We start from the raw sequence: 23,346 nt of genomic DNA, 5'->3' as shown, positions 1-23,346 counted from the left end.
CCACACCCCAGCACACCCCCCCCCCCCCCACCCCCCCCCCCCCCCCCCCCCCGCCCCCCCCCCCCCCCCCCCCCCCCCCCCCCCCCCCCCCCCCCCCCCCGGTTTTCGTTCCCCGCGCGTCCCCCGGTGAGGTCTCCGCCGCGCCGCGCACACGGAAGGGCCCGCAACGCGTACGTTGCGGGCCCTTCCGTATGGCGCGTGCCTGGTGTCAGCTCTCGCTGCGACGCAGGTTCGGCTTCAGGTCCTTGAACCGGCCGAGGAGGCCGTTCACGAACGACGGCGAGTCGTCAGTCGAGAACTCCTTGGCCAGCTGGACGGCTTCGTCGATCGCCACGGCGTCCGGGGTCTCGTCGACCCAGATCAGCTCGTAGGCGCCCAGCCGCAGGATGTTCCGGTCGACGACCGGCATGCGGTCGAGCTCCCAGTCCACGGCGTAGGTGACGATCAGGTCGTCGATGCGGTTCACCTTGTCGGCGTAGCCCTCGACGAGGTTCATCGTGAATTCGCTGACCGGCGGCTGCCGGTCGTCCGACCTCGCGTGGCGGATCCAGTCCGCGAGGACCTCGCGCACGGGGACCCCGCGCTGGTCGGCCTCGAAGAGGATCTGGAAAGCGCGCTTGCGCGCGTTGCTCCGGGCAGCCACGGTTAGCTGTTCACCCGGCCGAGGTAGGCGCTGGTGCGGGTGTCGACCTTGATCTTCTCGCCGGTGGTGACGAAGAGCGGGACCTGGATCTCGTGGCCCGTCTCCAGACGCGCCGGCTTGGTGCCGCCGGTGGAGCGGTCGCCCTGGACGCCCGGGTCGGTGTGCTCGATGACCAGCTCGACGGCGGCCGGGAGCTCGACGTAGAGCACCTCGCCCTCGTGCTGGGCCACGGAGGCGGTGAAGCCCTCGATGAGGAAGTTGGCGGCGTCGCCGACAGCCTTGCGGTCGACCATCAGCTGGTCGTAGGTGCTCATGTCCATGAAGACGAAGTACTCGCCGTCCATGTACGAGAACTGCATGTCGCGGCGGTCGATGGTGGCCGTGTCGACCTTCGTGCCGGCGTTGAAGGTCTTGTCGACGACCTTGCCGGAGAGCACGTGCTTGAGCTTGGTGCGCACGAAGGCCGGGCCCTTGCCGGGCTTGACGTGCTGGAACTCGACGACGGACCAGAGCTGGTCACCGTCGAGCTTGAGCACCATGCCGTTCTTGAGGTCGTTCGTGGAAGCCACGGTTGCGGAATCTCCTGCACTGGAAGACCACGGGTGCGCGCACAGCCCGGCAACGCGGGCTACAGCGCGAGCAGCTCCTTGGTCGTAATGGTGAGTAGCTCTGGACCGCCGTCCGCCTCGGGGCGTACGACGAGCGTGTCATCGATCCGGACACCTCCCCGGCCCGGGAGGTGAACCCCCGGTTCGACGGTGACCGGCACGCAAGCGTCCAGTTTACCCATTGCCGTAGGTGCAAGCTGCGGGTCCTCGTCGATTTCGAGGCCCACCCCGTGTCCCATCGACGCCGCGAGGGCTTCGCCGTGCCCCGCGGAGTCCAGTACGGACCGTGCCGCGTGGTCGACGTGGCGGTACGCGGCGCCCGGGACGAGCGACTCCCGGCCGGCCCGCTGGGCGGCGAAGACGAGGTCGTACAGGTCGATCTGCCAGTCGGCGGGAGTGGTGCCGATCACGAAGGTCCGGCCGATCTCGCACCGGTAGCCCCGGTAGTTCGCGCCGAGGCAGACGGTGAGGAAGTCCCCCTCCTCCACCCGCCGGTCGGAGGGCCTGTGCCGCGAGCGGCCCGAGTGCGGGCCGGTGCCGACGGAGGTCGGGAAGGCCGGACCGTCGGCGCCGTGGTCCACGAGCCGGCGTTCCAGCTCCAGGGCGAGGTGGCGTTCGGTACGGCCGACGAGGATCGACTCCAGCAGCTCTCCGAGGGCCTGGTCGGCGATCTCGGCGGCGATCCGCAGGCAGGCGATCTCCTCCTCGTCCTTGACGAGCCGCTGCTGTTCCACGGCGGCTCCCAGGTCGGCGAGCCGCAGCCGGGGCGCGACGGAGCGCAGGGCCCGGTGGCGTCCGACGGTGAGGTGGTGCTCCTCGACGGCGAGGGACTCGGCCCGTGCGGCGGCGGCCAGGTCCGCCGCCGCCACGGCCGGGTCCGCGCCGGGGTTGGGCAGGACGGAGAGCCTCAGCCCCTCGTCGAGCCGCCCCTCGTCCGCCTCACCGGTGGGTGCGGCGGCGCAGAACAGCACGTCTTCGGCGGGCCCGACCAGCAGGACGGCGCCCAGCGGGGACGCCCCGGAGAGGTAGCGGACGTTCGCCGGACGCGTGATCAGTGCGGCGGAGTTGCCCGCGGCGGCACAGCGGTCGCGGAGCAGGGCCCTGCGGGCCGCGTACACGTCTGACATGTATTCGAGCGTACGAGCGCCCCGCGCATCCGGCCCGGCGAGCGCGTCCGGACGGGGGCTACCAGCCCTGGGGGCTCGCCGAGGCCCGCGCCAGGGCCTCGTCCAGGGCCCGGGCCGTGCCTTCCACGTCCAGGTGGGAGTTGTCGATGATCGGCAGCCCGGAGCCGTACCAGCCGGCCATCCGGCCGTGGATCCGGGCCACTTCCTCGTCGGACAGGCGCCGGTTCCCGGAGCGGGAGGCATTGCGGTCCAGGACGATCTCCAGGCCGGGCAGCAGCACGACCGGCAGCAGTCCGGGCCCCACGTGCCGCTTCCAGCCGCCCAGGCCCACCACGGGCCGGTCGGGGAAGACGGCGTCGTCGAGGATGCAGGAGATGCCGTTGGCCAGGAAGTTGCGGGCGGCGAAGCCACAGGTGCGGCGGGCGAGGCGGTACTGGGCCTCGGAATGTTCGTTCCAGCCGGCCTGCGGGTCCGCGAAGCCCGAGCAGACCCACTCGCGGACGTCGTCCAGGCTGATGTGCGCGGTCGGCACCGGGCGGGTCGCCGCCCAGTGCCGGGCCACGGTGGTCTTGCCGGCCCCCGCCGGGCCGATGAGCAGCACGGCGAGGGTGGCGCCGCCGGTGCCCGGCGCGGGGGGCACGGGCGGGGCCGCCACGGCGGGAGGCAGCGGAATGTGCCCCGTGGCCTCGGGCACCGGGGCCACGGGGCCCATGGGGGCCACCGGCCAGCCCCGCGCGGGGGGTATCGGCGGCGGCGGGGGCGCCGCCGGGTGCTGACCCTGCGGCGGACCCCAGTCCCCCACTCCTTGCTGCATCCGCGCCACTCCGTCTCGTTCAGGCGACTGATGCGAGAACGTTATCTCAGGCCGTGACCTCTTCCGCCAGCGCGCGCAGCGCCAGCCGGTAGGAGCCCAGCCCGAAGCCCGCCACGGTACCGGTCGCCACGGCCGCGATGACGGACGTGTGCCGGAACTCCTCGCGGGCGTACGGGTTGGAGATGTGCACCTCGATCAGCGGCGCGGTGCGCTGCGCCGCCGCGTCCCGCATGGCGTACGAGTAGTGCGTGAAGGCGCCCGGGTTGATCACGACCGGGATCTTGCCGTCGGCGGCCTCGTGCAGCCAGCGCACGAGCTCGCCCTCGTCGTTGGTCTCGCGGACCTCCACGTCGAAGCCGAGCTCCGCGCCCAGGGTGCGGCAGCTCTCGACGAGACCGGCGTACGAGGTGGCCCCGTAGACGTCCGGCTCGCGGGAGCCGAGGCGGCCCAGGTTCGGGCCGTTGAGCACGAGCACCCTGCGGCTCACGCCGACACCTCGCCGTACGCGGCGATCAGGTGCGCCGGGTCGGGGCCCTCCAGGACGGTGGGCTTGCCCAGGCCGTCCAGGACGATGAAGCGCAGCAGGTTGCCGCGGGACTTCTTGTCGACCTGCATGGTCTGGAGCAGCTTGGGCCACTGGTCCCCGCGGTAGGTCAGCGGCAGGCCGACCGCGGCGAGGATCTCCCGGTGCCGGTCGGCCGTCGCGTCGTCGAGGCGGCCCGCGAGGCGGCCGAGCTCGGCGGCGAAGACCATGCCGACGGACACGGCGGCGCCGTGGCGCCACTTGTAGCGCTCGTTCTTCTCGATGGCGTGCGCGAGGGTGTGGCCGTAGTTGAGGATCTCGCGGAGTCCGGACTCCTTGAGGTCGCTGGAGACCACGTCGGCCTTGACCTGGATCGAGCGGCAGATCAGTTCGGCCGTGTGCGGGCCGTCCGGGGTGCGGGCGGCCGCCGGGTCCGCCTCGATCAGGTCGAGGATCACCGGGTCGGAGATGAACCCGGCCTTGATGATCTCGGCGAGGCCGCTGACGTAGTCGTTGACCGGCAGCGAGTCCAGCGCGGCCAGGTCGCACAGGACTCCGGCCGGCGGGTGGAAGGAGCCCACCAGGTTCTTGCCCTCGGCGGTGTTGATGCCGGTCTTGCCGCCGACCGCCGCGTCCACCATCGCGAGGACGGTGGTGGGTACGGCGATCCAGCGCACGCCGCGCAGCCAGGTGGCGGCGACGAAGCCCGCGAGGTCGGTGGTGGCGCCGCCGCCCACGCCGACGATCACGTCGGTGCGGGTGAAGCCGGACTGGCCGAGCGCCTTCCAGCAGTACGCCGCCACCTCGACGGTCTTGGCCTCCTCGGCGTTGGGCACCTGGATGGCGACGGCCTCGTAGCCCTGCGCCGCCAGGTCGTCCCGCAGCGCCTCACCGGTCGAGGCGAGCGCCTCGGGGTGGATCACCGCGACCCGCTGGGCCTTCGTACCGATCAGGCCGCCCAGCTCGCCGAGCAGCTGCCGGCCGACCAGCACGTCGTACGCGTCGTGTCCGGCGCTGGCGCCGACGTTGATCCGCGTCACCTGGTCTGTCATACGTCCTTCAACTCCAGAGCGTCGAGGACCGCCTGGGCGACCTCTTCGGGGGTGCGGTCGTCGGTGGCCACCACGACGCGCGCGACTTCGGTGTACAGGTGGCGCCGGGCCTCCATCAGCTCGCGCCACTGGCGGCGCGGGTTGACGGCGAGCAGCGGGCGCGCGGCGCCGAGGCCGACGCGGCGCACGGCCTCTTCGACGTCCATCGACAGGTAGGCGACGGGCAGCCCCGCGAGCAGGGCGCGGGTGCCCTCGTCGAGGACGGCGCCGCCGCCGAGGGCGAGGACCCCGGTGTGCCCGGCGAGGGCGTCCGCGACGGCACGCCGCTCCAGCTCGCGGAAGTACGGCTCGCCCTCGTCGACGAACAGGTCGGAAATCTCCCGGCCCGTGGCGGCGACGATGTCGGCATCGGTGTCCCGGTAGGGGACGCCGAGCCGTTCGGCGAGCAGACCCCCCACCGTGGACTTGCCGGACCCCATGGGTCCGACGAGGACGACCAGTGGTCCGGTGGCCGTCACCGGATCTGCAGGTTGTCGAGGTAGGACTGCACGTTGCGGCGGGTCTCGGGGACGGAGTCGCCGCCGAACTTCTCGACGAGGGCGTCGGCCAGGACCAGCGCCACCATCGCCTCGGCGACGATGCCCGCGGCGGGCACCGCGCACACGTCGGAGCGCTGGTGGTGCGCCACGGTCGCCTCGCCGGTGGCGACGTCGACGGTCGCCAGGGCGCGCGGGACGGTCGCGATGGGCTTCATGGCGGCGCGGACGCGCAGCAGCTCGCCGGTGGTCAGACCGCCCTCGGTGCCGCCGGAGCGGCCGGAGGTCCGCTTGAGGCCCTCGGGGGTGGAGACGATCTCGTCGTGGGCCTGGGAGCCGGGCACCCGGGCCAGTTCGAAGCCGTCGCCGACCTCGACGCCCTTGATGGCCTGGATGCCCATGAGCGCGGCCGCGAGGCGGGCGTCGAGCCGGCGGTCCCAGTGGACGTGGGAGCCGAGGCCGACGGGGACCCCGTACGCGAGGACCTCGACGACGCCGCCGAGGGTGTCGCCGTCCTTGTGGGCCTGGTCGATCTCCGCGACCATCGCCTTCGACGCGTCGGCGTCGAGGCAGCGCACCGGGTCGGCGTCGAGCTTCTCGACGTCGGCGGGGGTCGGGTAGACGCCGCGGGGGGCCTTGGCCGCGGCCAGCTCCACCACGTGGGAGACGATCTCGATGCCGGCGGCCTCCTTGATGAAGGACCGGGCGACGGCGCCGAGGGCCACGCGGGCGGCCGTCTCACGGGCGCTGGCGCGCTCCAGGATCGGACGGGCCTCGGAGAAGCCGTACTTCTGCATGCCCGCGAGGTCGGCGTGGCCGGGGCGGGGACGGGTCAGCGCCGCGTTGCGGCCGGTCTCCTTGAGCAGGGCGGGGTCGACCGGGTCGGCCGACATGACGGTCTCCCACTTGGGCCATTCGGTGTTGCCGATCATGACCGCGACCGGCGAGCCCTGCGACAGTCCGTGGCGGACGCCGCCGAGGAAGGTGATCTCGTCCTGCTCGAACTTCATCCGGGCACCGCGGCCATAGCCGAGCCGGCGCCGGGCCAGGTGGTCCGCCACCAGCTCGGTGGTGACCGGGACGCCGGCGGGAAGGCCCTCCAGCGTCGCGACCAGTGCCGGTCCGTGCGACTCTCCCGCGGTCAGCCAACGCAACCTGCTCAACGATGCTCCTCATGCTCGCGCCTGGCACTGCGACGGCGCGGTCGGGTGCGCGGCCCTGACCCGCCGTACCCCCGATCCTCCCACGTCCGGGCGGGTGCGCCGGTCCCGGTCCAACTGTCGGACGACGGGTACGCGCCGCACTCTGGCCGGTGGAGCTATCGGATCCCTACGCGCCGGCGCCGCAGCAGCCACGTGGCGCCCTGCCAGAGCGCCCCGGCGGCCACGATCGCGCAGAGGGTCCACTTCGCCCAGCCGGGCAGGGCGTCGCCGAGCAGCGCCGCGACGAAACGGAACACCCCGCCCGCGAACGCCCACTTCCCGGCCAGCAACTGGTCCGGTTCCCCTGTCCCCACGAAGCCCCCCACGATTCGAACGCGCAGGCGGGAAGCCTATCGGGCGCGCAGCGCCGCCTCGCCGGCCGCGCGCATGGCGGCCAGCGGTGCTTCGGGAAGGCCGGTCATCTGCTCGACCTGGAGGACCGCCTGGTGGACCAGGAGGTCCAGGCCGCCGAGGAGGGTGCCCCCACGGCCGGTCCAGGCGGCGGCCAGCGCCGTCGGCCAGGGGTCGTAGAGCACGTCGAAGAGGGTCCCCGGGGCGTCCGGCACGGCGTCTGCGAGGGCGTCGGTGGCTCCGGCCGGGGTGGTGGCGATGACCAGCGGGGCGGTCAGGGCCTCGGCCGCCCGCGACCAGTCGGCCGTACGGACGGCGACGCCGAGCCGCTCGCCCCACTCGCGCATCTCGGCGGCGCGGGCGGAGGAGCGGACGTACGCGGTGACCTCGCCGGTGCAGATCCGCGAGAGGGCGGCCAGCGCCGAGGAGGCGGTGGCCCCCGCCCCGAGGACCGCGGCGGCGGGCACCTTCTCGACTCCGCGCTCGTTCAGCGCGGCGACGATCCCGGGGATGTCGGTGTTGTCGCCGAGCCTGCGGCCGTCCTCGGTGAGGACCACCGTGTTGACCGCCTCCACGGAGGCGGCGGTGTCGCTGATGCCGTCCAGCAGCGGGATGACGGCCCGCTTGAGCGGCATGGTCAGCGACAGCCCCGCCCACTCGGGGCCGAGGCCGGCCACGAACCCGGGGAGGGCGGCCTCGTCGATCTCGAACCGGTCGTAGGACCAGTCGTCGAGGCCGAGCTCCCGGTAGGCGGCGCGGTGCAGCACCGGTGAGAGGGAGTGCTCGATGGGCGAACCCAGCACCGCGGCCCGTATCCGTGACATGTCCTGCTACCCGCCGTTCTTCTGCTGCTTCTGCCGTTCCTGGAACTCGTTGACGAGCTTGAGGTGCTCGTCGTAGGTCTTGGTGAAGGTCGTCGTGTGACCGTCGACCGACACGAAGAACATCCAGCCACCGTGGTCCGGGCTGAGCGTAGCGGTCAGCGCCTCCAGACCCGGGTTCCCGATCGGGCCGGGGGGCAGTCCCTTGACGAAGTGGGTGTTGTACGGGTTGTCGAAGGCCTGGGCTTCCTTCAGGTTGAAGTTGATCTCGCTCTGGTTCTTGACGTAGTTGTACGTCGAGTCGAACTGGAGCTTCTGGTTCGTGACGTCGTTGGACTTCTTGAGGCGGTTGTAGACCACCTCGGCCATCTTCCGGAAGTCGTCGTGGTTCTTGCCCTCGGCGTTGACGAGGCTGGCGACGGTGACCACCTGGAGCGGGTTCTCCAGGCCCAGTTCCTTGGCCTTGCCCTCGATGCCCAGCTCGGTGTACTTGGCCGTCGCGTTCTTGACCATTTCCTTGAGCAGGGACTCGGGGGTGCTGTCCTTGCCGAGGTCGTAACGCGTCGGGTAGAGGAAGCCCTCCAGCGGGTCGATCAGCTTCGGGTCGGTGCCGGCCCAGGCGGGCAGGCCGAGGTTCTTGGCCTCGCGCTGGGCGATGTCCTTGGTGGTGCCGGCCGGCTTGCCCAGCTTCTTGTCGATCGCGTCGTACACCTTGGTGTTGCGCATGCCCTCGGTGACGGTGATGACGTTGAGCTTGGTGGGGTCGATCATCACGGCGACGGCCGCCGCGGCCGACATCTTCTTCTTCAGCGTGTAGACGCCGGGCTGGATGGACTTGCCCTTGGGGTTGGCGTTGGCGGCGTCCACGAAGGCCTGGGCGCTCGCTACGACCCCGGCCTCCTTGAGGATGCGGCCCATCTGGCCCAGACCTGCCAGCTTGGGGATCTCGATGTCCACGGACTCCTCCGAGCCGGAGCCCGCGAAGTCCTCGGCCGCGCCGAAACGGTCCTTGATGTACGAGTAGCCGTAGTAGCCGCCACCGCCGACGACGGCGACGATGACGAGGGCCGCGACCAGGCAGGCCGCGCCGCTGCGCTTGGGTTTGCCGCCCTTGCCCTTGCCGCCCTTGCCCCGGCCCGCGCGCCGGCCGCCGCGGCCCGGGGGCTCCTCGTCGGCGTCGGCGGCGAGGAGGGACTCCTGCGCCTCCTCCGTCTCCGGCTCGTCGACCGGGTCCGGGTCCACGCGCCGCCGGCCCGGGGGCTGGGGCGGCGGGAAGGCCTCGGGGGTGGTGTACAGGTCCGGGGCCTCCCCGGGGTAGCCCGTGGCGACCTGCTGGGCGTACGGGTCCGCGCCCGCGTACGGGTCCACGGGCGCGGGCCCGCCCTGGTACTGGACCTGCTCCTGGAGCTGCTGCTGCTGGAGCTGCTGCCCCTGCCCGGTGTCCCAGCCCTGGCCGTCGTAGACCGGCTGGGGCTGGGGCTGCGGGTGGAGCTGCTGTTGTTGCGGGTGGAACTGCTGCTGGAGCTGCGGGTCCTGCGGCACGTACTGCTGCTGCGGGTACTGCTGCTCCTGGAACTGCGGCTCCTGGAACTGCTGGGGGTACTGCTGGTACTGCGGCTCCTGGAACTGCGGGTCCTGGAACTGCGGCTCCTGCGGATACTGCTGCTGGCCGCCTGCGTAGGGCACCTGACCCTGCTGGGTCGCCTGTCCGGTCCAACCCTGCTCACCGTAGAGCGGGTCCTCCGGGTGCCAGGGTTCGGGGGCGCGGCCCCGGCCATACTCAGTCATCGGTCCCCTAGAGCCGCGAGACGGAGGCAGCGGCTTCTTTGCCGCGGCACCCGGTTCCGCCTCTGAAGTGGTGGGCGACGGCTGTTCGAATGCCGCCACATCGCGCGGAACGTTACCGTATCGCGATCAGACAACCACTTCGACGCACTCGCCGGGCGGATTACCTGATACCCGTTCGGTCTCAAGAGCGTTCTGCAGGATGACCACAGCGGCTGCCTGGTCGATGACCGAACGGCCTTTCTTCGCGTTCCTCCCGGAGGCCCGCAGGCCCTGGGCGGCGGTGACCGTGGTCATCCGCTCGTCCACCAGACGGACCGTCACCGGCTTGATGCCCTTCGCAAGTTCGTTCGCAAAGGCACGCACCTTGGCCGCGGCGGGCCCCTCCCGCCCGCTGAGCGAGCGGGGGAGGCCGACCACGACTTCGAGGGGCTCGTACTCCTCGACGAGCTGCCGCAGCCGCCGGTGGGCGAACGGGATGTCCCGGCCCGGGACGGTTTCCACCGGTGTGGCCAACACCCCATCGGGGTCGCACGAGGCGACCCCGATCCGGGCGTCTCCGACGTCGATGGCCAGCCTGCGGCCGCGGCGCAGCGTCATCGTCAGACCGTCTCGACGACGAGGCGCTCGACGGCGCTGATGGCCTCGGGGATGGCGGCCGGGTTCTGGCCGCCGCCCTGGGCCACGTCCGGCTTGCCGCCACCGCCGCCGCCGAGGGTCTTGGCGGCGGTGCGGACCAGGTCACCGGCCTTGAGACCGCGCTCGCGGGCGGCCTCGTTGGTGGCGATGACGGTCAGCGGACGGTCGTTCGCCGTGGTGAAGAGGGCCACGACTGCCGGGCGGTCGCCCTGGATGCGGCCGCGCACGTCGAGAACCAGCTTGCGCAGGTCGTCGGCGCCGACGCCGTCGGCCACCTGGCCGACGACGAGGGCCACGCCGCGGATGTCCTGGGCGCCCGCGGCGAGACCGGCGGCGGCCTGGAGGACCTTCTCCGCGCGGAACTTCTCGATCTCCTTCTCGGCGTCCTTCAGCTTGCCGAGCATGGAGGCGATCTTCTCCGGCAGCTCCTCCGGACGGCCCTTGACCAGCTCCTGGAGCTGGGCGACGACCGTGTGCTCCTTGGCGAGGAAGTTGTACGCGTCCACGCCCACCAGGGCCTCGACGCGGCGCACGCCGGAACCGATGGAGGACTCGCCGAGGAGCTTCACCAGGCCCAGCTGGGCGGTGTTGCCGACGTGCGTGCCGCCGCACAGCTCCTTGGAGAAGTCGCCGATGGTCACGACGCGCACGCGCTCGCCGTACTTCTCGCCGAACTCGGCGATGGCGCCCTGCTTCTTCGCCTCGTCGATGCTCATGATCTCGGCGGTGACGTCGAGCTCGCGCGAGAGCACGTCGTTGATCTTCTGCTCGACGTCGGTGAGGACCGAGCCCGGGACGGCGTTCGGGGAGCCGAAGTCGAAGCGGAAGCGGCCGGGGCTGTTCTCGGAACCGGCCTGGGCGGCCGTGGGGCCCAGGGCGTCGCGCAGCGCCTGGTGGGTCAGGTGCGTGGCCGAGTGGGCGCGGGCGATGGCCCGGCGGCGGGTGATGTCGATGGCGGCGTACGCGGAGGCGCCCACCGTCACCTCGCCGACCTGGACGGAACCCTTGTGCACGGAGACGCCGGGCACCGGCTGCTGGACGTCGCGGACGACGATGACGGCGCCGGAGTCGAGCTTGATGCGGCCCTGGTCGGCGAGCTGGCCGCCGCCCTCGGCGTAGAAGGGGGTGCGGTCGAGGACGACCTCGACCTCGTCGCCCTCGGAGGCGGCGGGCGCGGAGACGCCGTTGACCAGGAGGCCGACGACGGTGGACTCGCCCTGGGTGGTGGCATAGCCGGTGAACTCGGTGGCACCGGAGCCGTCGGCGATCTCCCGGTAGGCGGACATGTCCGCGTGGCCGGTCTTCTTGGCCTTGGCGTCGGCCTTGGCCCGGTCGCGCTGCTCCTGCATCAGGCGGCGGAAGCCGGGCTCGTCCACGGAGAGGCCCTGCTCGGCGGCCATCTCCAGGGTGAGGTCGATCGGGAAGCCCCAGGTGTCGTGGAGCAGGAACGCCTTGTCGCCGGAGAGGACCGTGCCACCGGAGGCCTTGGTCTCGCTCACGGCGGTGTCGAGGATGTTCGTGCCGCCCTTGACGGCCTTGAGGAAGGCGGCCTCTTCGGCGAGCGCGACGGTCTCGATGCGCTTCCGGTCGGTGACCAGCTCCGGGTACTGCTGCCCCATCGTGTCGATCACCACGTCGACGAGGTCCTGGACGACCGGTCCGGTGGCGCCCATGAGGCGCATGTTGCGGATGGCGCGGCGCATGATGCGGCGCAGCACGTAGCCGCGGCCCTCGTTGCCGGGGGTGACGCCGTCGCCGATGAGCATGACGGAGGTGCGGATGTGGTCGGCGACCACGCGCATCGAGACGTCGGTGCCCTGGGCGGCGCCGTACTGCACGCCGGTCAGCTCGGTGGCCTTGTCCATGACCACGCGCAGGGTGTCGGTCTCGTACATGTTCTGCACGCCCTGCAGGATCATCGCGAGGCGTTCGAGGCCGAGACCGGTGTCGATGTTCTTCGAGGGCAGGTCGCCGAGGATCGGGAAGTCTTCCTTCCCGTCGCCCGCGCCGCGCTCGTACTGCATGAAGACCAGGTTCCAGATCTCCACGTAGCGCTCGTCGTTGACGGCCGGGCCGCCCTCGACGCCGAACTCGGGGCCGCGGTCGTAGTTGATCTCGGAGCACGGGCCGCAGGGGCCGGGGACGCCCATGGACCAGAAGTTGTCCTTCTTGCCCAGGCGCTGGATGCGCTCGGCGGGAACGCCGATGACCTCGCGCCAGATCGTCTCGGCCTCGTCGTCGTCGAGGTAGACGGTGATCCAGAGCTTCTCCGGCTCAAGGCCGTAGCCGCCGTCCGCCACGGAGCTCGTGAGCAGCTCCCAGGCGTACTTGATGGCGCCTTCCTTGAAGTAGTCCCCGAAGGAGAAGTTGCCGCACATCTGGAAGAACGTGCCGTGGCGGGTGGTCTTGCCGACCTCTTCGATGTCCGGGGTGCGGACGCACTTCTGCACACTGGTGGCACGGGGGGCCGGGGGCTTGGTCTCGCCGAGGAAGTACGGCTTGAAGGGGACCATGCCGGCGTTGACCAGCAGCAGAGTCGGGTCGTCCGCGATGAGCGACGCCGAAGGGACAACGGTGTGACCGCGCTCCTCGAAGAAGCTCAGCCAGCGGCGGCGGATCTCAGCCGACTCCATCAGTGGTCCTCATTCCGGTTGTACGTAACCGCCGAGTGGTTCGGACGGTGGGTGGTCTGGTCGTGCGGGTCCTGCGCGATGGCCCGCAGCCGCCGCGGCCCGGGGAGGGCGGTGACGTTGTCGGGGCGATCGGGGTCCTGGGTCAGGCCCAGTACGTCGTTCAGCTCGCCCTCGCGCTGCGTCATTCCCGCCTTGACGTCGAGGGCGAAGTCCTTGAGGCGGTGACCCGCCTCCACGGCCTTGTCGGCGGCCTGGGCCGCGAGGCTCTCCGGCGTCAGCTTCTTCAGCTGCCGGTTGACCTTGGTGGTGGCCCACACGCCGGCGGCGGCGCCTGCGGTGAACCAGAAGGCTCGGCGGAACATCGGTGGTCTCAGCCCTTCTGTTTCCGGCGCCGGGCCGAAGGCACCGTGCGGCCGACGATCACGGTACGGCTGCCGCCGTCACTCCGGGCGCGCCGGGATGTCTTCTGCGGCGCTTCGTCCGTCCTGCCCAGGGCCTTGCGGACGCCGTAGCCGAAGGCCGCGACCTTGACCAGCGGCCCGCCGAAGGTGGAGGCCACGGTGGAGGAGAGGGCGGAGGCGTTGGAGGTGACCTCCTGGACGTCGCTCGCGATGGCGTCGACGCGGTCGAGCTGGGTCCGCGCGGAGCGGACGGTGGTCGAGGCGTCCGCCAGCAGCGGAACGGCCTGCTCGGTCACGTCGGCGACCAGTTTGGTCGTCGCCCTGAGCACCTGGGCGAGCCTCACCAGCACCACGGCGAGGAAGGAGACCAGGATGGCCCAGAAGACGGCCACGAGGATCCCGGCCACCTCTCCACCGGACACGTTGCACCGCTCCCTGAATCTGCGAAACCTACGGAGAAAAGTCGTCCTCCGACCCTATCGCGCCGGAGATCGGCCGCAGTACCGCAATTCCCGGCCCGCCGCCCCCGCCTTGTACGCAGCGCAGCCGGAGCAGTACCCTCCGTGTCCCATGCGACAGAGACCCCCTGGGCACGGGACGCCCGGCAATCTTCCCTCGGAGCTGAGCACCTTCGTCGGGCGGGGTGAGGAGCTCGCCGGGGTGGGGCGCCTGCTGGAGTCCTCCCGGCTGGTGACGGTGACCGGGGTCGGTGGGGTGGGGAAGTCCCGGCTGGCCCTCGCCGCGGCCCGGACCGCCGCCGAGGAAGCGCGGGAAGGCTGCTTCGACGGGGTGTGGCTGGCCGAGCTGTCCTCGGTGCGCGACCCCGCGCTGCTGGAGTTCACGCTGGCCGAGGCGCTCGGGCTGACCGACCACACCACCCGGCCGCCCCGCTCCGTACTGGCCGGACACCTGGCCGGGCGCAGGCTGCTGCTGGTCCTGGACGGCTTCGAGCAGCTGGTGGAGGAGACGGCCGGGCTGGTACGGGAGCTGCTGCGCGGCTCCCCCGGTCTGCGGGTGCTCGCGGCCGGCCGGCGCCCGCTCGGCGTGGACGGCGAGGCGGCCTTCCCGCTGGCCCCCCTGGAGCCCCCGCAGGCGCTGGCCCTGCTGACCGCGCGGGCGACGGCCGCGGACCCGGGGTTCACGGTGACGGCGGCGGACCGGCCGGTGCTGACGGAGCTGTGCGTCCGGCTCGACGGGATCCCGCTGGCCCTGGAGCTGGCGGCCGGCCGGCTGCGGGCGCTCTCCGCGGAGCAGGTGCTGGCCCGGCTGGAGGACCGCTTCGCGCTGCTGACCGGCGGGACGCGCGGGGCGCTGCCCCGGCACCGGGCGCTGCGGACGGCGATCGGCTGGAGCCACGAGCTGTGCACCCCGGCGGAGCGGCTGCTGTGGGCCCGGCTGTCGGTGTTCGCCGGGCGGTTCGACCTGGACGCCGCCGAGTACGTGTGCGGGGGCCCCGAGCTGCCGGTGGACGATGTGCTCGACCTGATCGGGGAGCTCCTGGCCCAGTCCCTGCTCGCCCGGGAGGAGACGCCGGCCGGGGTGCGCTACCGGATGCTGGAGACCGTACGCCTCTACGGGGCGGGCTGGCTGGAGTCGCTCGGGGACGCCGGGCGGCTGCGCCGGCGGCACCGGGACTGGTACCTGGGGCTGGCCACCTGGTGCGAGCTGGACTGGTTCGGTCCGCGCCAGCGGGAGGTGGCCTCGCTGGTGGAGGCCGAGCTGGCGAACCTGCGGCTCGCGCTGGAGTGCTGCCTGGACGAGCCGCGGGAGCGGCACCTGGGCCGGTACCTGGCGGGCACCCTGTGGTTCTACTGGGCGGGCTGCGGGCGGCTCACCGAGGGCCGGCACTGGCTGGACCGCTCCCTGGAGGGCGGCCCGGCGGACGAGGAGTACGAGGGCTCGCGGCTCAAGGCGCTGTGGGTACTGGGCTACGTCGCCGCGCTCCAGGGGGACGCGGTGCCCTCCATGGGCGCGCTCCACGCGTGCCGGGACGGCGCCGAACGGTCCGGCAACCGGGTGGCGGCGGCCTACGCGGTGCACCGGATGGGCTGCCTGGCCCTGGTCTCGGACGACATGGCCCGTGCGGGGGAGCTGCTGGGCGAGGCCCTGGAGCGGTACCGGGAGACGGGCGAGCTGAACAGCAACGTGCTGATGTGCCAGGTGGAGCTGGCGATGACGCTGGCCTTCCAGGGGGACCTGGCGGGGGCGGTCGCGCTGTGCGAGGAGGTCCGGGACATCTGCGGGGAGCGCGGGGAGCTCTGGACGAAGGCGTACGCCCTCTACGTGCTGGCGTACGCGGCCCTGGACGCGGGGGACACGGCCGGGGCGCGGCGGCTGCTGACCGAGTGCGTGGGCGTCAACCACACGTTCCGCGACCTGGTCGGCCTGGTGCTGGCGGTGGAGTTGCTGGCCCTGGTCACGGCGGTCGAGGGCCACGCGGCCGAGGCGGCGTTGCTCCAGGGCGCGGCGGAGCCGATGTGGGACGGGGTCGGCCTGCGGCTGTTCGGCTCGGGGTACTTCAACGCCCCGCGGCTGATGTGCCGGGAGCGGGCGGGCGAGCTGCTGGGTGCGGAGCGGTACGCGGCGTGCGCGCGGCACGGCCGGAGCCTGTCCCTGGACGAGCTCGTCGAGCGGGCGCTGCGGGCTCCGGAGCCGCTGCCGGAGCCGGAGCCGCTGCCGGCCGCGCCGCGACCGCCGGGGCCCCGCGGCGGGGAGGTCCCGGGCGCGGTCGGCACGGCCGGTGCGGCGGAGCACCGTGCGCCGGGCCGTCCCGGCGGTCGCCCGGAAAGCAGGAAGCCCGCCGGCTCCCCCAAGGGGGAACCGGCGGGCTGACCAGCCTGTGAGGCTACGGCCGCTGGATCAGCGGGCGTAGTACTCGACGACGAGCTGCTCGTCGCAGATGACCGGGATTTCCTTGCGGTTCGGGTCACGGTCCAGGCGGAAGGCCAGGGCCTTCAGGTTGACCTGCAGGTAGCGCGGGGTCTCGCCCTCGCCTGCGTAGCCACCCTCACGGGCAACCTGGAACGGAACCTTCTCGCGGCTGCGCTCGCGAACGGTGATGACGTCGTCCGGACGGACACGGAACGACGGCTTGTCGACCTTGGCGCCGTTGACCTCGATGTGGCCGTGAACGACCATCTGGCGGGACTGGTAGATGGTGCGGGCGATGCCCGAACGCAGCACCAGGGCGTCGAGACGACGCTCGAGCTCGACGACCAGCGCCTCGCCCGTCTTGCCTTCGGCCTTCTTGGCGCGGTCGTACGCGCGGGCCATCTGGCGCTCGGAGATGTCGTACTGCGCGCGCAGACGCTGCTTCTCCAGCAGACGGACCTTGTAGTCCGAGTTCTGCTTGCGGCCACGGCCGTGCTCGCCCGGCGGGTAGGGGCGGGCCTCGAAGTACTTGACGGCCTTCGGCGTCAGGGCGATGCCGAGGGCACGCGACTTCTTGACCTTGGGTCGCTTCTGGTTCACGGGGAACCTACCTCCATGTAAGTTAGGTGAGGCTTACCTTATCGAGGAGGACGTAATGTCTCGACCACATGGGATCCCCCTGCCCAGTGCGCAGCGCAGTTCGAATTCAGACGAAACAGAATCCGCTTGCGCCGACGATAAGCAAGGTCAGCCGCGTCCCAGGGAAGGCGTTCGGCAGCTCACCGGAGCCGAACGCGTACGAACCCTCGTAGAGTCCAACGCCTCAGTATCCCTCACCCTGCCGGGTGCTCGTGACGCGCACGAGCACGACGAGCTCGGGAAAGGGGCGCCGGTCGCACGGACCGTCACCCCGGACGGGGACGTGATTCTCCTTGTTTCCGGGGAATCCGCGGCTGCCAGGGCTGCCGCTCACGCCCAGGACGACGACCTCACCGCCGTGATCGAGATCACGGACGTGGCGCCGGTGTCCGTGCCCCATCGTATACGCGGCCGCGCCTGGCTCGCCGGGTGGCTGACTCCGGTCCGCGGGGACGAGCGGGCGGCCTGCGCCGCGCTGCTCGCCGAACGGCAGCCGGTGGGCGAGCTGCTGGGCCTGTCCGACCTCCCGGACCCGCCCGGGGACGCCCGCTCCACCCGCCCCGCCTGGATGATGCTCCGCCTGGAGGTCGGCGAGATCTCGGTGGACGACCTCTGGGGCGCCGAGCGCGTGGACCCGGAGGAGCTCGCCGCCGCCCGGCCCGACCCGATGACCGCCCACGAGGCCGAGCTGCTGCAGCACCTGCACGCCGCGCACGCCGACCGGGTGGCCGACCTCTGCGGGCTGCTGGGCCCCCGGGCGACGGCGGGCCTGAAGGCCGTGCCGCTGGCCCTGGACCGCCTCGGCCTGCGGGTGCGCTTCACGGACGGGGGCGACGGGGCCGCCCGCTCCTCCTTCGACGCCCGCTTCGACTTCCCGGAGCCGGTGGCCGACGTCTGCGGCCTGCGCCGGGCGGTGCACCACCTCTTCGCGGCCGCCGCTCACTGAGGGCGGGCCGCGAGCCCGCGGTCAGGATCCGCCGCGCAGCCGCTCCCGCACCTTCTCCACCACGTCCGCGTAGCGCGCTTCCGCCCCGTACCGGGTCGGCTCGTAGTACCGCTTGCCGTGGATCTCGTCCGGCGCGTACTGCTGCGCGGCGATCGCTCCCGGCACGTCGTGGGGGTAGACGTAACCCACCGCGTGCCCCAGTTTCGCCGCGCCCTTGTAGTGCCCGTCCCGCAGGTGGGCGGGCACGGTCCCGGCGAGGCCGGCCCGTACGTCGGCCAGCGCGGCGCCGATCGCGGTCGTCGCGGTGTTCGACTTCGGGGCCAGGGCCAGGGCGATGGTGGCGTGGGAGAGGGTCAGCGCGGCCTCGGGGAAGCCGATCATCGCCACCGCCTGGGCGGCGGCCACCGCCAGCGGCAGCGCCGTGGGGTCCGCGAGGCCGATGTCCTCGCTCGCCGAGATCATCAGGCGCCGTGCGATGAACCGGGGGTCCTCTCCCGCCTCGATCATCCGGGCCAGGTAGTGCAGGGCGGCGTCCACGTCCGAGCCCCGGATCGACTTGATCAGCGCGCTCGCCACGTCGTAGTGCTGGTCGCCGTCCCGGTCGTACTTGACGGCCGCCCGGTCGACGGTCTCCTCCAGCGTCCGGAGGCTGATCTCCTCCTCGCCCTTGGCGATGGCCGAACCGGCCCCGGCCTCCAGCGCGGTCAGCGCCCGGCGGGCGTCGCCCCCGGCGATCCGCAGCAGGTGCGCCTCGGCGTCGGCGGGCAGGGTGACCACACCGCCGAGGCCCCGCTCCTCGGTGAGCGCGCGCCGCATCAGGGCCGTGAGGTCCTCGTCCGTCAGCGGTTCCAGCGTGAGCAGCAGGGAGCGCGACAGCAGCGGGGAGATGATGGAGAAGTACGGGTTCTCGGTGGTCGCCGCGATCAGGGTGACCCAGCGGTTCTCCACCGCCGGGAGCAGCGAGTCCTGCTGCGCCTTGCTGAAGCGGTGGATCTCGTCGAGGAAGAGGACCGTCTCCTTGCCGTACCCGCCGGCGGCCCGTTTGGCGCCCTCGATGACGGCCCGGACCTCCTTGACGCCCGCCGTGATCGCCGAGAGCTCGACGAACCGCTTCTGCGTCGCCTGGCTGACCACGTAGGCGAGGGTGGTCTTGCCGATGCCCGGGGGTCCCCAGAGGATCACCGACGAGGCCCCGGCCGGTCCCCCGGCGCCCTCCCCCACCAGCCGCCGCAGCGGCGAGCCCGGCTTCAGCAGGTGCTGCTGGCCGACCACCTCGTCCAGGTTGCGCGGGCGCATCCGGACGGCGAGCGGCGAGGCCGAGGGGTCCTTCTCCTGGCGGTCCTCGGCGGCTGCGGTGAAGAGGTCTGGTTCCACACCGGAAGCCTATGCGAGGCCACCGACAGGGCGGCCCGGCGGCTCAGGAGGTCCAGAAGTCCCACCAGCGGGTCAGGATCAGCATCCCGATGATCCCGACGTGCAGGACCGGCAGCACCCAGGTGAACTCGTCGAAGAAGCTGCGCAGCCAGGCGGGGGCGGGCAGCAGGCCCTCGCGCACGTTGTGCGAGGTCACGTACCAGAACATGACGATCGTGGCGACCCAGGCCAGGCAGCACCACAGGCACAGGGAGTTGATGTTGTACAGCGACTGGTACATCAGCCAGGCGCAGAACCCGACGCCGAAGAGGGTGCCGGCGTTCAGGGTGAGCCAGTACCAGCCGCGGAACCGGGCCCCGGCCAGGATGCTCATGCCGACGCAGATCACGATCCCGTAGGCGACCAGCCCCAGCATGGGGTTCGGGAAGCCGAAGGCCGACGCCTGGTCGCTCTTCATGATGTTGCCGCAGGAGACGATGGGGTTCAGGCTGCAGCCCGGTGTGAAGTTCGGGTCCTCCAGCAACTTGAACTTGTCGATCGTGATCACCCACGCCGCGAGCAGCCCCGCGGCCCCGGTGATCACCAGCAGCAGGGCGAGCGCCCGGCTCCCGCCGTAGGTCCGCGGAGCGGTGTCCGCCCCGGCCGCCGTAGTCGTCGTCATCCCGCCCGCTCCACATCTGCAAGGTCAACAAGCACCGGCCATTGTGCCGTAAGGATCCAGGTGTCCACCGTTCGATGGACATAAGGACGTACGCACGGGGGGACCGGTAGCACACATTCCGCCACACCATTCGAGTCATGACACAGAACGCGGTGCGGGTGCGGGGGCTTCGCAAGCGGTACGGCGCGGTCACCGCTGTGGACGGACTTGATCTGACGATCCGGCAGGGCGAGGTCTTCGGACTCCTCGGGCCCAACGGCGCCGGCAAGAGCACGACGGTGGAGATCCTGCAGGGCCACCGCCAACGGGACGGCGGGGAGGTCGGCGTGCTCGGCGCGGACCCGGCCACCGCCGGACGGGCCTGGCGCTCGCGCGTCGGGATCGTCTGGCAGGACGAGTCGGCGCCCGCCGAGCTGACGGTACGGGAGACGGTCGAGCACTTCGCCCGCTACTATCCGGCGCCGCGCGACCCGGCCGAGGTCATCTCCCTGGTCGGCCTGGAGCAGAAGCGCGACCAGCGCGTGAAGGGGCTCTCGGGCGGCCAGCGGCGGCGGCTCGACGTGGCGCTCGGCGTGATCGGCGGCCCCGAGCTGCTGCTCCTCGACGAGCCGACCACCGGCTTCGACCCGGCGGCCCGCCGCCGGTTCTGGGACCTGATCCGGCTGCTCGCCGCCGAGGGCACCACCATCGTGCTCACCACGCACTACCTGGAGGAGGCCGAGGCCCTCGCCGACCGGCTCGCGGTCATCGCGAGCGGGAAGGTCGTCGCCGAGGGCGAACCGGCCGCACTGCGCGCCCGGTTCGGCACCGGCGCCACCGTCGAGTGGACCGAGGCCGACGGCACCCCGCGCAGCACCGCCACCGAGACCCCCACCCGTGCGGTCGCCGAGCTGATGACCCGCTTCGAGGGCGAGATCCCGGGACTGAAGATCGGTCGGCCCACCCTGGAGGACGTGTACCTGCGCCTCACGGGACAGCTCGTACCCACGCCCGCGCGGACGCCGGAGGAGGCACGATGACCACGACCGCAACGACCGGCACGGCCGACGGGACCGCGGAGGCCGCGCGGGCGCTGCCGGGCGCCTGGACCCTGGGGCTGGGGCGCGGGGCCCTGGAGATCAAGCAGTTCGTCCGCCAGCGCGACGCGATGATCTTCACCTTCGCCTTCCCCGTCGTCTTCCTCGCCCTCTTCGCCTCGATCTTCAGCGGCAGCGTGGAGAACACCGGGGTCACCGCCTCCCAGCTCTACGCGGCCGGCATGGTCGCCGCGGGCATCATGTCCACCAGCTTCCAGTCGCTCGGCATCTCGATCGCCGTCGAACGGGACGAGAAGGTGCTGCGCCGGCTGCGCGGGACCCCGATGCCCCCGGCCGCGTACTTCCTCGGCAAGGTCTGGATGGTGCTGGCCACCGGACTCGCCGAGACCGCGGTCCTGCTGTTCGTCGGCTCCGCCCTGTTCGACCTGGACCTGCCGTCCTCGGCCGTCAGGTGGCTCACCTTCGGCTGGATCTTCGCCCTGGGCCTGACCGGCTGCGCCCTGCTCGGCATCGCCATCAGCAGCCTGCCCAGGTCGGGCAAGAGCGCCAGCTCGGTCGTGGTCCTGCCCTTCCTGATCCTCCAGTTCATCTCGGGCGTGTTCATCCCGGTCAACGCGATCCCCGACTGGCTGCTGAACATCGGTGCGCTGTTCCCGCTCAAGTGGATGTGCCAAGGTCTGCGCGGGGTGTTCCTGCCGGAGTCCGCGGCCGTCCTGGAGCAGGCGGGCAGCTGGGAGTACGGAAAGGTCGCCCTGGTCCTGGGGGCCTGGGTCATCGGAGGTTTGGTCCTGTGTCTGCTGACCTTCAGGTGGAAGAACGGCCGCGACGGCTGAACGGCTTCACCGGGACGGCCGGAGCGCGCGAGACCCACGTCTGGGACCGCGCGTTCGGGCCGTGGGACCTCTACTTCGGCGTCGTGTGGGCCGCGACCGTCGCCTTCGTGCTGGGCGCGGACTTCCCCTCGCTGTCGTACCGGCTCCCCGCCGCCGGCCTGCTCGCGCTGCTGATCCCCTGGTACGCGTGGGCCGGGCGGCCGCTCCTGCTGAAGGACGCGGGCGCCGACCCGGCGCCGGCGCTGCGCTACCTGGGCGTGATGCTGGCCCTGTTCCTGCCCGCGGCCTGCCTGGTCGGCGAGATCCGGCTGATCACCTTCGCGCTCGCCCCGCACTGCTTCATGCTGCTGCCGCTGCGCCGGGCGATCGGCGCGATGGCGGTGGTGTCGCTGCTGCCGGTGGCCGGGTGGGCGCTGCTGTGGCGGCCGGCGGGCCACATCGTCTTCGTGAACGAGGTCGGCTCCTTCGTCACCTTCGCATTCTCCACCTTCTTCGGCGCCTGGATCATCCGGATCATCGAGCAGAGCCAGGACCGGGCCTCGCTGATCACCGAACTCGACGCCAGCCGGGAGGAGGTGGCCCGACTGTCGGCCGCACAGGGCGCCCACGCCGAAAGGGAACGCATGTCCCGCGAGATCCACGACACCCTCGCCCAGGGCTTCACGAGTCTGCTGATGCTGGTCCAGGCCGTGCAGTCGGAGCTGGAGACGGACCCGGAACAGGCCCACCGGCACCTGGAGCTGATGGCCGCCACCGCCCGGCAGAACCTGGCCGAGGCCCGGGCCCTGGTCGCGGGCGGATCCCCCGCCGACCTGGACGCGGGCTCCCTGCCGGACGCGGTACGCCGCCTCGCGGCCCGGCAGGACCCGCCCGCGGCCGTGTCGGTGACCGGGGAGGTCCGGCCGCTGGCCGCGGCGCTGGAGGTGGTGGCCCTGCGGTCCTGCCAGGAATCCCTGGCGAACGCCGCGAAACACGCCGGTCCCGGGGCACCCTGCTCGGTGTCCCTGGCCTACGGCGACACCGCGCTGACCGTCACGGTCGAGGACACCGGGCGGGGCTTCGACCCGGCGGCCCCCGCCCCGGGCCACGGACTGCCGGGCCTGCGCGCCCGCGCGGCGGGGGTCGGCGGCGCGGCCGCGATCGACAGCTCGGTCCACGCCGGGACCACCGTCACCGTGACCCTCCCGATCCGCTGAGGAGCCGTACGAGATGATCCGCATCCTGCTCGCCGACGACCACCCGGTGGTACGGGAGGGCCTGCGCGGCATGCTCAGCGCGGAACCGGACCTGGAGGTCGTCGCGGAGGCCTCGAACGGCCCCCAGGCGGAGGCGCTGGCCGCACGGCTGCTCCCGGACCTGGACCTGATCCTGATGGACCTGCGGATGCCGGGCGGCGACGGCGTCGAGTCGATCGCACGGATCAGCGCGGCCGGGCTGCCGGTGCGGGTGGTGGTCCTGACGACGTACGAGGACGACCGGGACATCCTGCGGGCCGTGGAGGCGGGGGCCGCGGGCTACCTGCTGAAGGACATGGAACGGGCGGAGCTGGCCTGGGCCGTCCGGGCGGCGGTCCGCGGCGAGACGGTCCTGGCCCCCTCGGTGGCGGGCCGCCTGCTGGACCGCCTGCGCACCCGGCCGGAGCGGCCGCGCCTCTCCGACCGGGAGGCGGCCGTCCTGCGCCTGGTCGCGGAGGGGGCGACGAACGCCGAGATCGGGCGCCGCCTGTTCGTGGCGGAGTCCACGGTCAAGACGCACCTGCTGCGCGTCTTCGGCAAGCTGGGGGTCACCGACCGCACGGCGGCCGTCACCACGGCCATGCGCCACGGCCTGCTGTAGGACGCGAACGGCGA

24 protein-coding genes are annotated in these 23,346 nt (G+C 72.2%); 6 read left to right on the top strand and 18 right to left on the bottom strand.

Features of this window, described 5'->3' with window-relative positions:
* Positions 1 to 208: 208 nt before the first annotated feature.
* The 15 genes from nusB to ACEPPI_RS16980 form a co-directional block, all read right to left on the bottom strand.
* Entirely contained in the window at positions 209 to 643 is a 435-nt protein-coding gene (gene nusB, locus ACEPPI_RS17050; RefSeq protein ID WP_373916070.1) for a transcription antitermination factor NusB, read from the bottom strand.
* A gap of 2 nt (positions 644 to 645) precedes the next feature.
* Positions 646 to 1,212 (bottom strand): elongation factor P, encoded by a 567-nt coding sequence (efp, locus tag ACEPPI_RS17045; protein ID WP_373916069.1) that lies wholly within the window; start codon positions 1,210 to 1,212, stop codon positions 646 to 648.
* Between the two features lie 59 nt (positions 1,213 to 1,271).
* Positions 1,272 to 2,378, bottom strand: coding sequence for an aminopeptidase P family protein (locus ACEPPI_RS17040; protein ID WP_373916068.1), 1,107 nt, complete (start codon positions 2,376 to 2,378; stop codon positions 1,272 to 1,274).
* Positions 2,379 to 2,436: 58 nt separating this feature from the next.
* Positions 2,437 to 3,192, bottom strand: coding sequence for an AAA family ATPase (locus tag ACEPPI_RS17035; protein ID WP_373916067.1), 756 nt, complete (start codon positions 3,190 to 3,192; stop codon positions 2,437 to 2,439).
* A 46-nt stretch (positions 3,193 to 3,238) separates the two neighbouring features.
* On the bottom strand, positions 3,239 to 3,679 hold the full coding sequence (gene aroQ, locus ACEPPI_RS17030; protein ID WP_281205782.1) for a type II 3-dehydroquinate dehydratase: 441 nt from the start codon (positions 3,677 to 3,679) through the stop codon (positions 3,239 to 3,241).
* Entirely contained in the window at positions 3,676 to 4,767 is a 1,092-nt protein-coding gene (gene aroB, locus ACEPPI_RS17025) for a 3-dehydroquinate synthase (protein ID WP_266837917.1), read from the bottom strand. Before aroB ends, aroQ begins: the two co-directional genes overlap by 4 nt.
* Complete coding sequence (locus ACEPPI_RS17020; protein ID WP_373916071.1) at positions 4,764 to 5,246, bottom strand: shikimate kinase; 483 nt, start codon at positions 5,244 to 5,246, stop codon at positions 4,764 to 4,766. The genes aroB and ACEPPI_RS17020 overlap by 4 nt, the downstream gene beginning before the upstream one ends.
* Before the next feature lie 35 nt (positions 5,247 to 5,281).
* Positions 5,282 to 6,466, bottom strand: coding sequence for a chorismate synthase (aroC, locus tag ACEPPI_RS17015; protein WP_373916066.1), 1,185 nt, complete (start codon positions 6,464 to 6,466; stop codon positions 5,282 to 5,284).
* A gap of 155 nt (positions 6,467 to 6,621) precedes the next feature.
* Positions 6,622 to 6,819 (bottom strand): hypothetical protein, encoded by a 198-nt coding sequence (locus ACEPPI_RS17010; RefSeq protein WP_373916065.1) that lies wholly within the window; start codon positions 6,817 to 6,819, stop codon positions 6,622 to 6,624.
* A 36-nt stretch (positions 6,820 to 6,855) separates the two neighbouring features.
* A complete protein-coding gene (locus ACEPPI_RS17005) occupies positions 6,856 to 7,680 on the bottom strand; it encodes a shikimate dehydrogenase (protein ID WP_373916064.1) in 825 nt (274 codons plus the stop codon).
* Positions 7,681 to 7,686: 6 nt separating this feature from the next.
* Positions 7,687 to 9,465, bottom strand: coding sequence for an endolytic transglycosylase MltG (gene mltG / locus ACEPPI_RS17000; protein WP_373916063.1), 1,779 nt, complete (start codon positions 9,463 to 9,465; stop codon positions 7,687 to 7,689).
* A 126-nt stretch (positions 9,466 to 9,591) separates the two neighbouring features.
* Positions 9,592 to 10,062: a Holliday junction resolvase RuvX gene (gene ruvX / locus ACEPPI_RS16995; RefSeq protein WP_030028999.1), complete on the bottom strand. Its 471-nt coding sequence runs from the start codon at positions 10,060 to 10,062 to the stop codon at positions 9,592 to 9,594.
* A 2-nt stretch (positions 10,063 to 10,064) separates the two neighbouring features.
* The gene (gene alaS / locus ACEPPI_RS16990; protein WP_373916062.1) at positions 10,065 to 12,734 is read right to left on the bottom strand and encodes an alanine--tRNA ligase; all 2,670 of its coding nucleotides are present in this window, start codon (positions 12,732 to 12,734) and stop codon (positions 10,065 to 10,067) included.
* Positions 12,734 to 13,096 (bottom strand): DUF6167 family protein, encoded by a 363-nt coding sequence (locus ACEPPI_RS16985; RefSeq protein WP_373916061.1) that lies wholly within the window; start codon positions 13,094 to 13,096, stop codon positions 12,734 to 12,736. The genes alaS and ACEPPI_RS16985 overlap by 1 nt, the downstream gene beginning before the upstream one ends.
* Positions 13,097 to 13,104: 8 nt before the next feature.
* A complete protein-coding gene (locus ACEPPI_RS16980) occupies positions 13,105 to 13,557 on the bottom strand; it encodes a DUF948 domain-containing protein (protein ID WP_373916060.1) in 453 nt (150 codons plus the stop codon).
* 148 nt (positions 13,558 to 13,705) lie between these two features.
* Between ACEPPI_RS16980 and ACEPPI_RS16975 the strand changes: the two genes are divergently transcribed.
* Positions 13,706 to 15,967, top strand: coding sequence for an AAA family ATPase (locus ACEPPI_RS16975; protein ID WP_373916059.1), 2,262 nt, complete (start codon positions 13,706 to 13,708; stop codon positions 15,965 to 15,967).
* 27 nt (positions 15,968 to 15,994) lie between these two features.
* On the opposite strand, the gene rpsD is transcribed toward ACEPPI_RS16975, so the two are convergent.
* On the bottom strand, positions 15,995 to 16,606 hold the full coding sequence (gene rpsD / locus ACEPPI_RS16970; RefSeq protein WP_266837932.1) for a 30S ribosomal protein S4: 612 nt from the start codon (positions 16,604 to 16,606) through the stop codon (positions 15,995 to 15,997).
* 55 nt (positions 16,607 to 16,661) lie between these two features.
* On the opposite strand from rpsD, the gene ACEPPI_RS16965 reads away from it, so the two are divergent.
* Positions 16,662 to 17,591 (top strand): DUF2470 domain-containing protein, encoded by a 930-nt coding sequence (locus tag ACEPPI_RS16965; RefSeq protein WP_373916058.1) that lies wholly within the window; start codon positions 16,662 to 16,664, stop codon positions 17,589 to 17,591.
* Between the two features lie 21 nt (positions 17,592 to 17,612).
* Here the strand turns inward: ACEPPI_RS16965 and ACEPPI_RS16960 are convergent, their stop codons facing one another.
* Both ACEPPI_RS16960 and ACEPPI_RS16955 read right to left on the bottom strand, forming a co-directional pair.
* Positions 17,613 to 18,965: a replication-associated recombination protein A gene (locus ACEPPI_RS16960; protein WP_373916057.1), complete on the bottom strand. Its 1,353-nt coding sequence runs from the start codon at positions 18,963 to 18,965 to the stop codon at positions 17,613 to 17,615.
* A gap of 43 nt (positions 18,966 to 19,008) precedes the next feature.
* Positions 19,009 to 19,626 carry a vitamin K epoxide reductase family protein gene (locus tag ACEPPI_RS16955; protein WP_356221283.1) on the bottom strand — a complete coding sequence of 206 codons (618 nt, stop codon included), beginning with the start codon at positions 19,624 to 19,626 and terminating at the stop codon, positions 19,009 to 19,011.
* A 137-nt stretch (positions 19,627 to 19,763) separates the two neighbouring features.
* On the opposite strand from ACEPPI_RS16955, the gene ACEPPI_RS16950 reads away from it, so the two are divergent.
* The 4 genes from ACEPPI_RS16950 to ACEPPI_RS16935 are packed head-to-tail and all read left to right on the top strand — an operon-like array spanning position 19,764 to position 23,332.
* Positions 19,764 to 20,645, top strand: coding sequence for an ABC transporter ATP-binding protein (locus ACEPPI_RS16950; protein ID WP_373916056.1), 882 nt, complete (start codon positions 19,764 to 19,766; stop codon positions 20,643 to 20,645).
* Complete coding sequence (locus ACEPPI_RS16945; RefSeq protein WP_373916055.1) at positions 20,642 to 21,496, top strand: ABC transporter permease; 855 nt, start codon at positions 20,642 to 20,644, stop codon at positions 21,494 to 21,496. The genes ACEPPI_RS16950 and ACEPPI_RS16945 overlap by 4 nt, the downstream gene beginning before the upstream one ends.
* Complete coding sequence (locus ACEPPI_RS16940) at positions 21,454 to 22,692, top strand: sensor histidine kinase (RefSeq protein WP_373916054.1); 1,239 nt, start codon at positions 21,454 to 21,456, stop codon at positions 22,690 to 22,692. Before ACEPPI_RS16945 ends, ACEPPI_RS16940 begins: the two co-directional genes overlap by 43 nt.
* Positions 22,693 to 22,705: 13 nt before the next feature.
* On the top strand, positions 22,706 to 23,332 hold the full coding sequence (locus tag ACEPPI_RS16935; protein ID WP_373916053.1) for a response regulator: 627 nt from the start codon (positions 22,706 to 22,708) through the stop codon (positions 23,330 to 23,332).
* Positions 23,333 to 23,346: the final 14 nt, after the last annotated feature.

Origin of the sequence: Streptomyces sp. AB3(2024), from assembly GCF_041862025.1 — a bacterium.
GTDB lineage: Bacteria > Actinomycetota > Actinomycetes > Streptomycetales > Streptomycetaceae > Streptomyces.
This window is presented reverse-complemented; position numbering and strand designations above follow the sequence as displayed.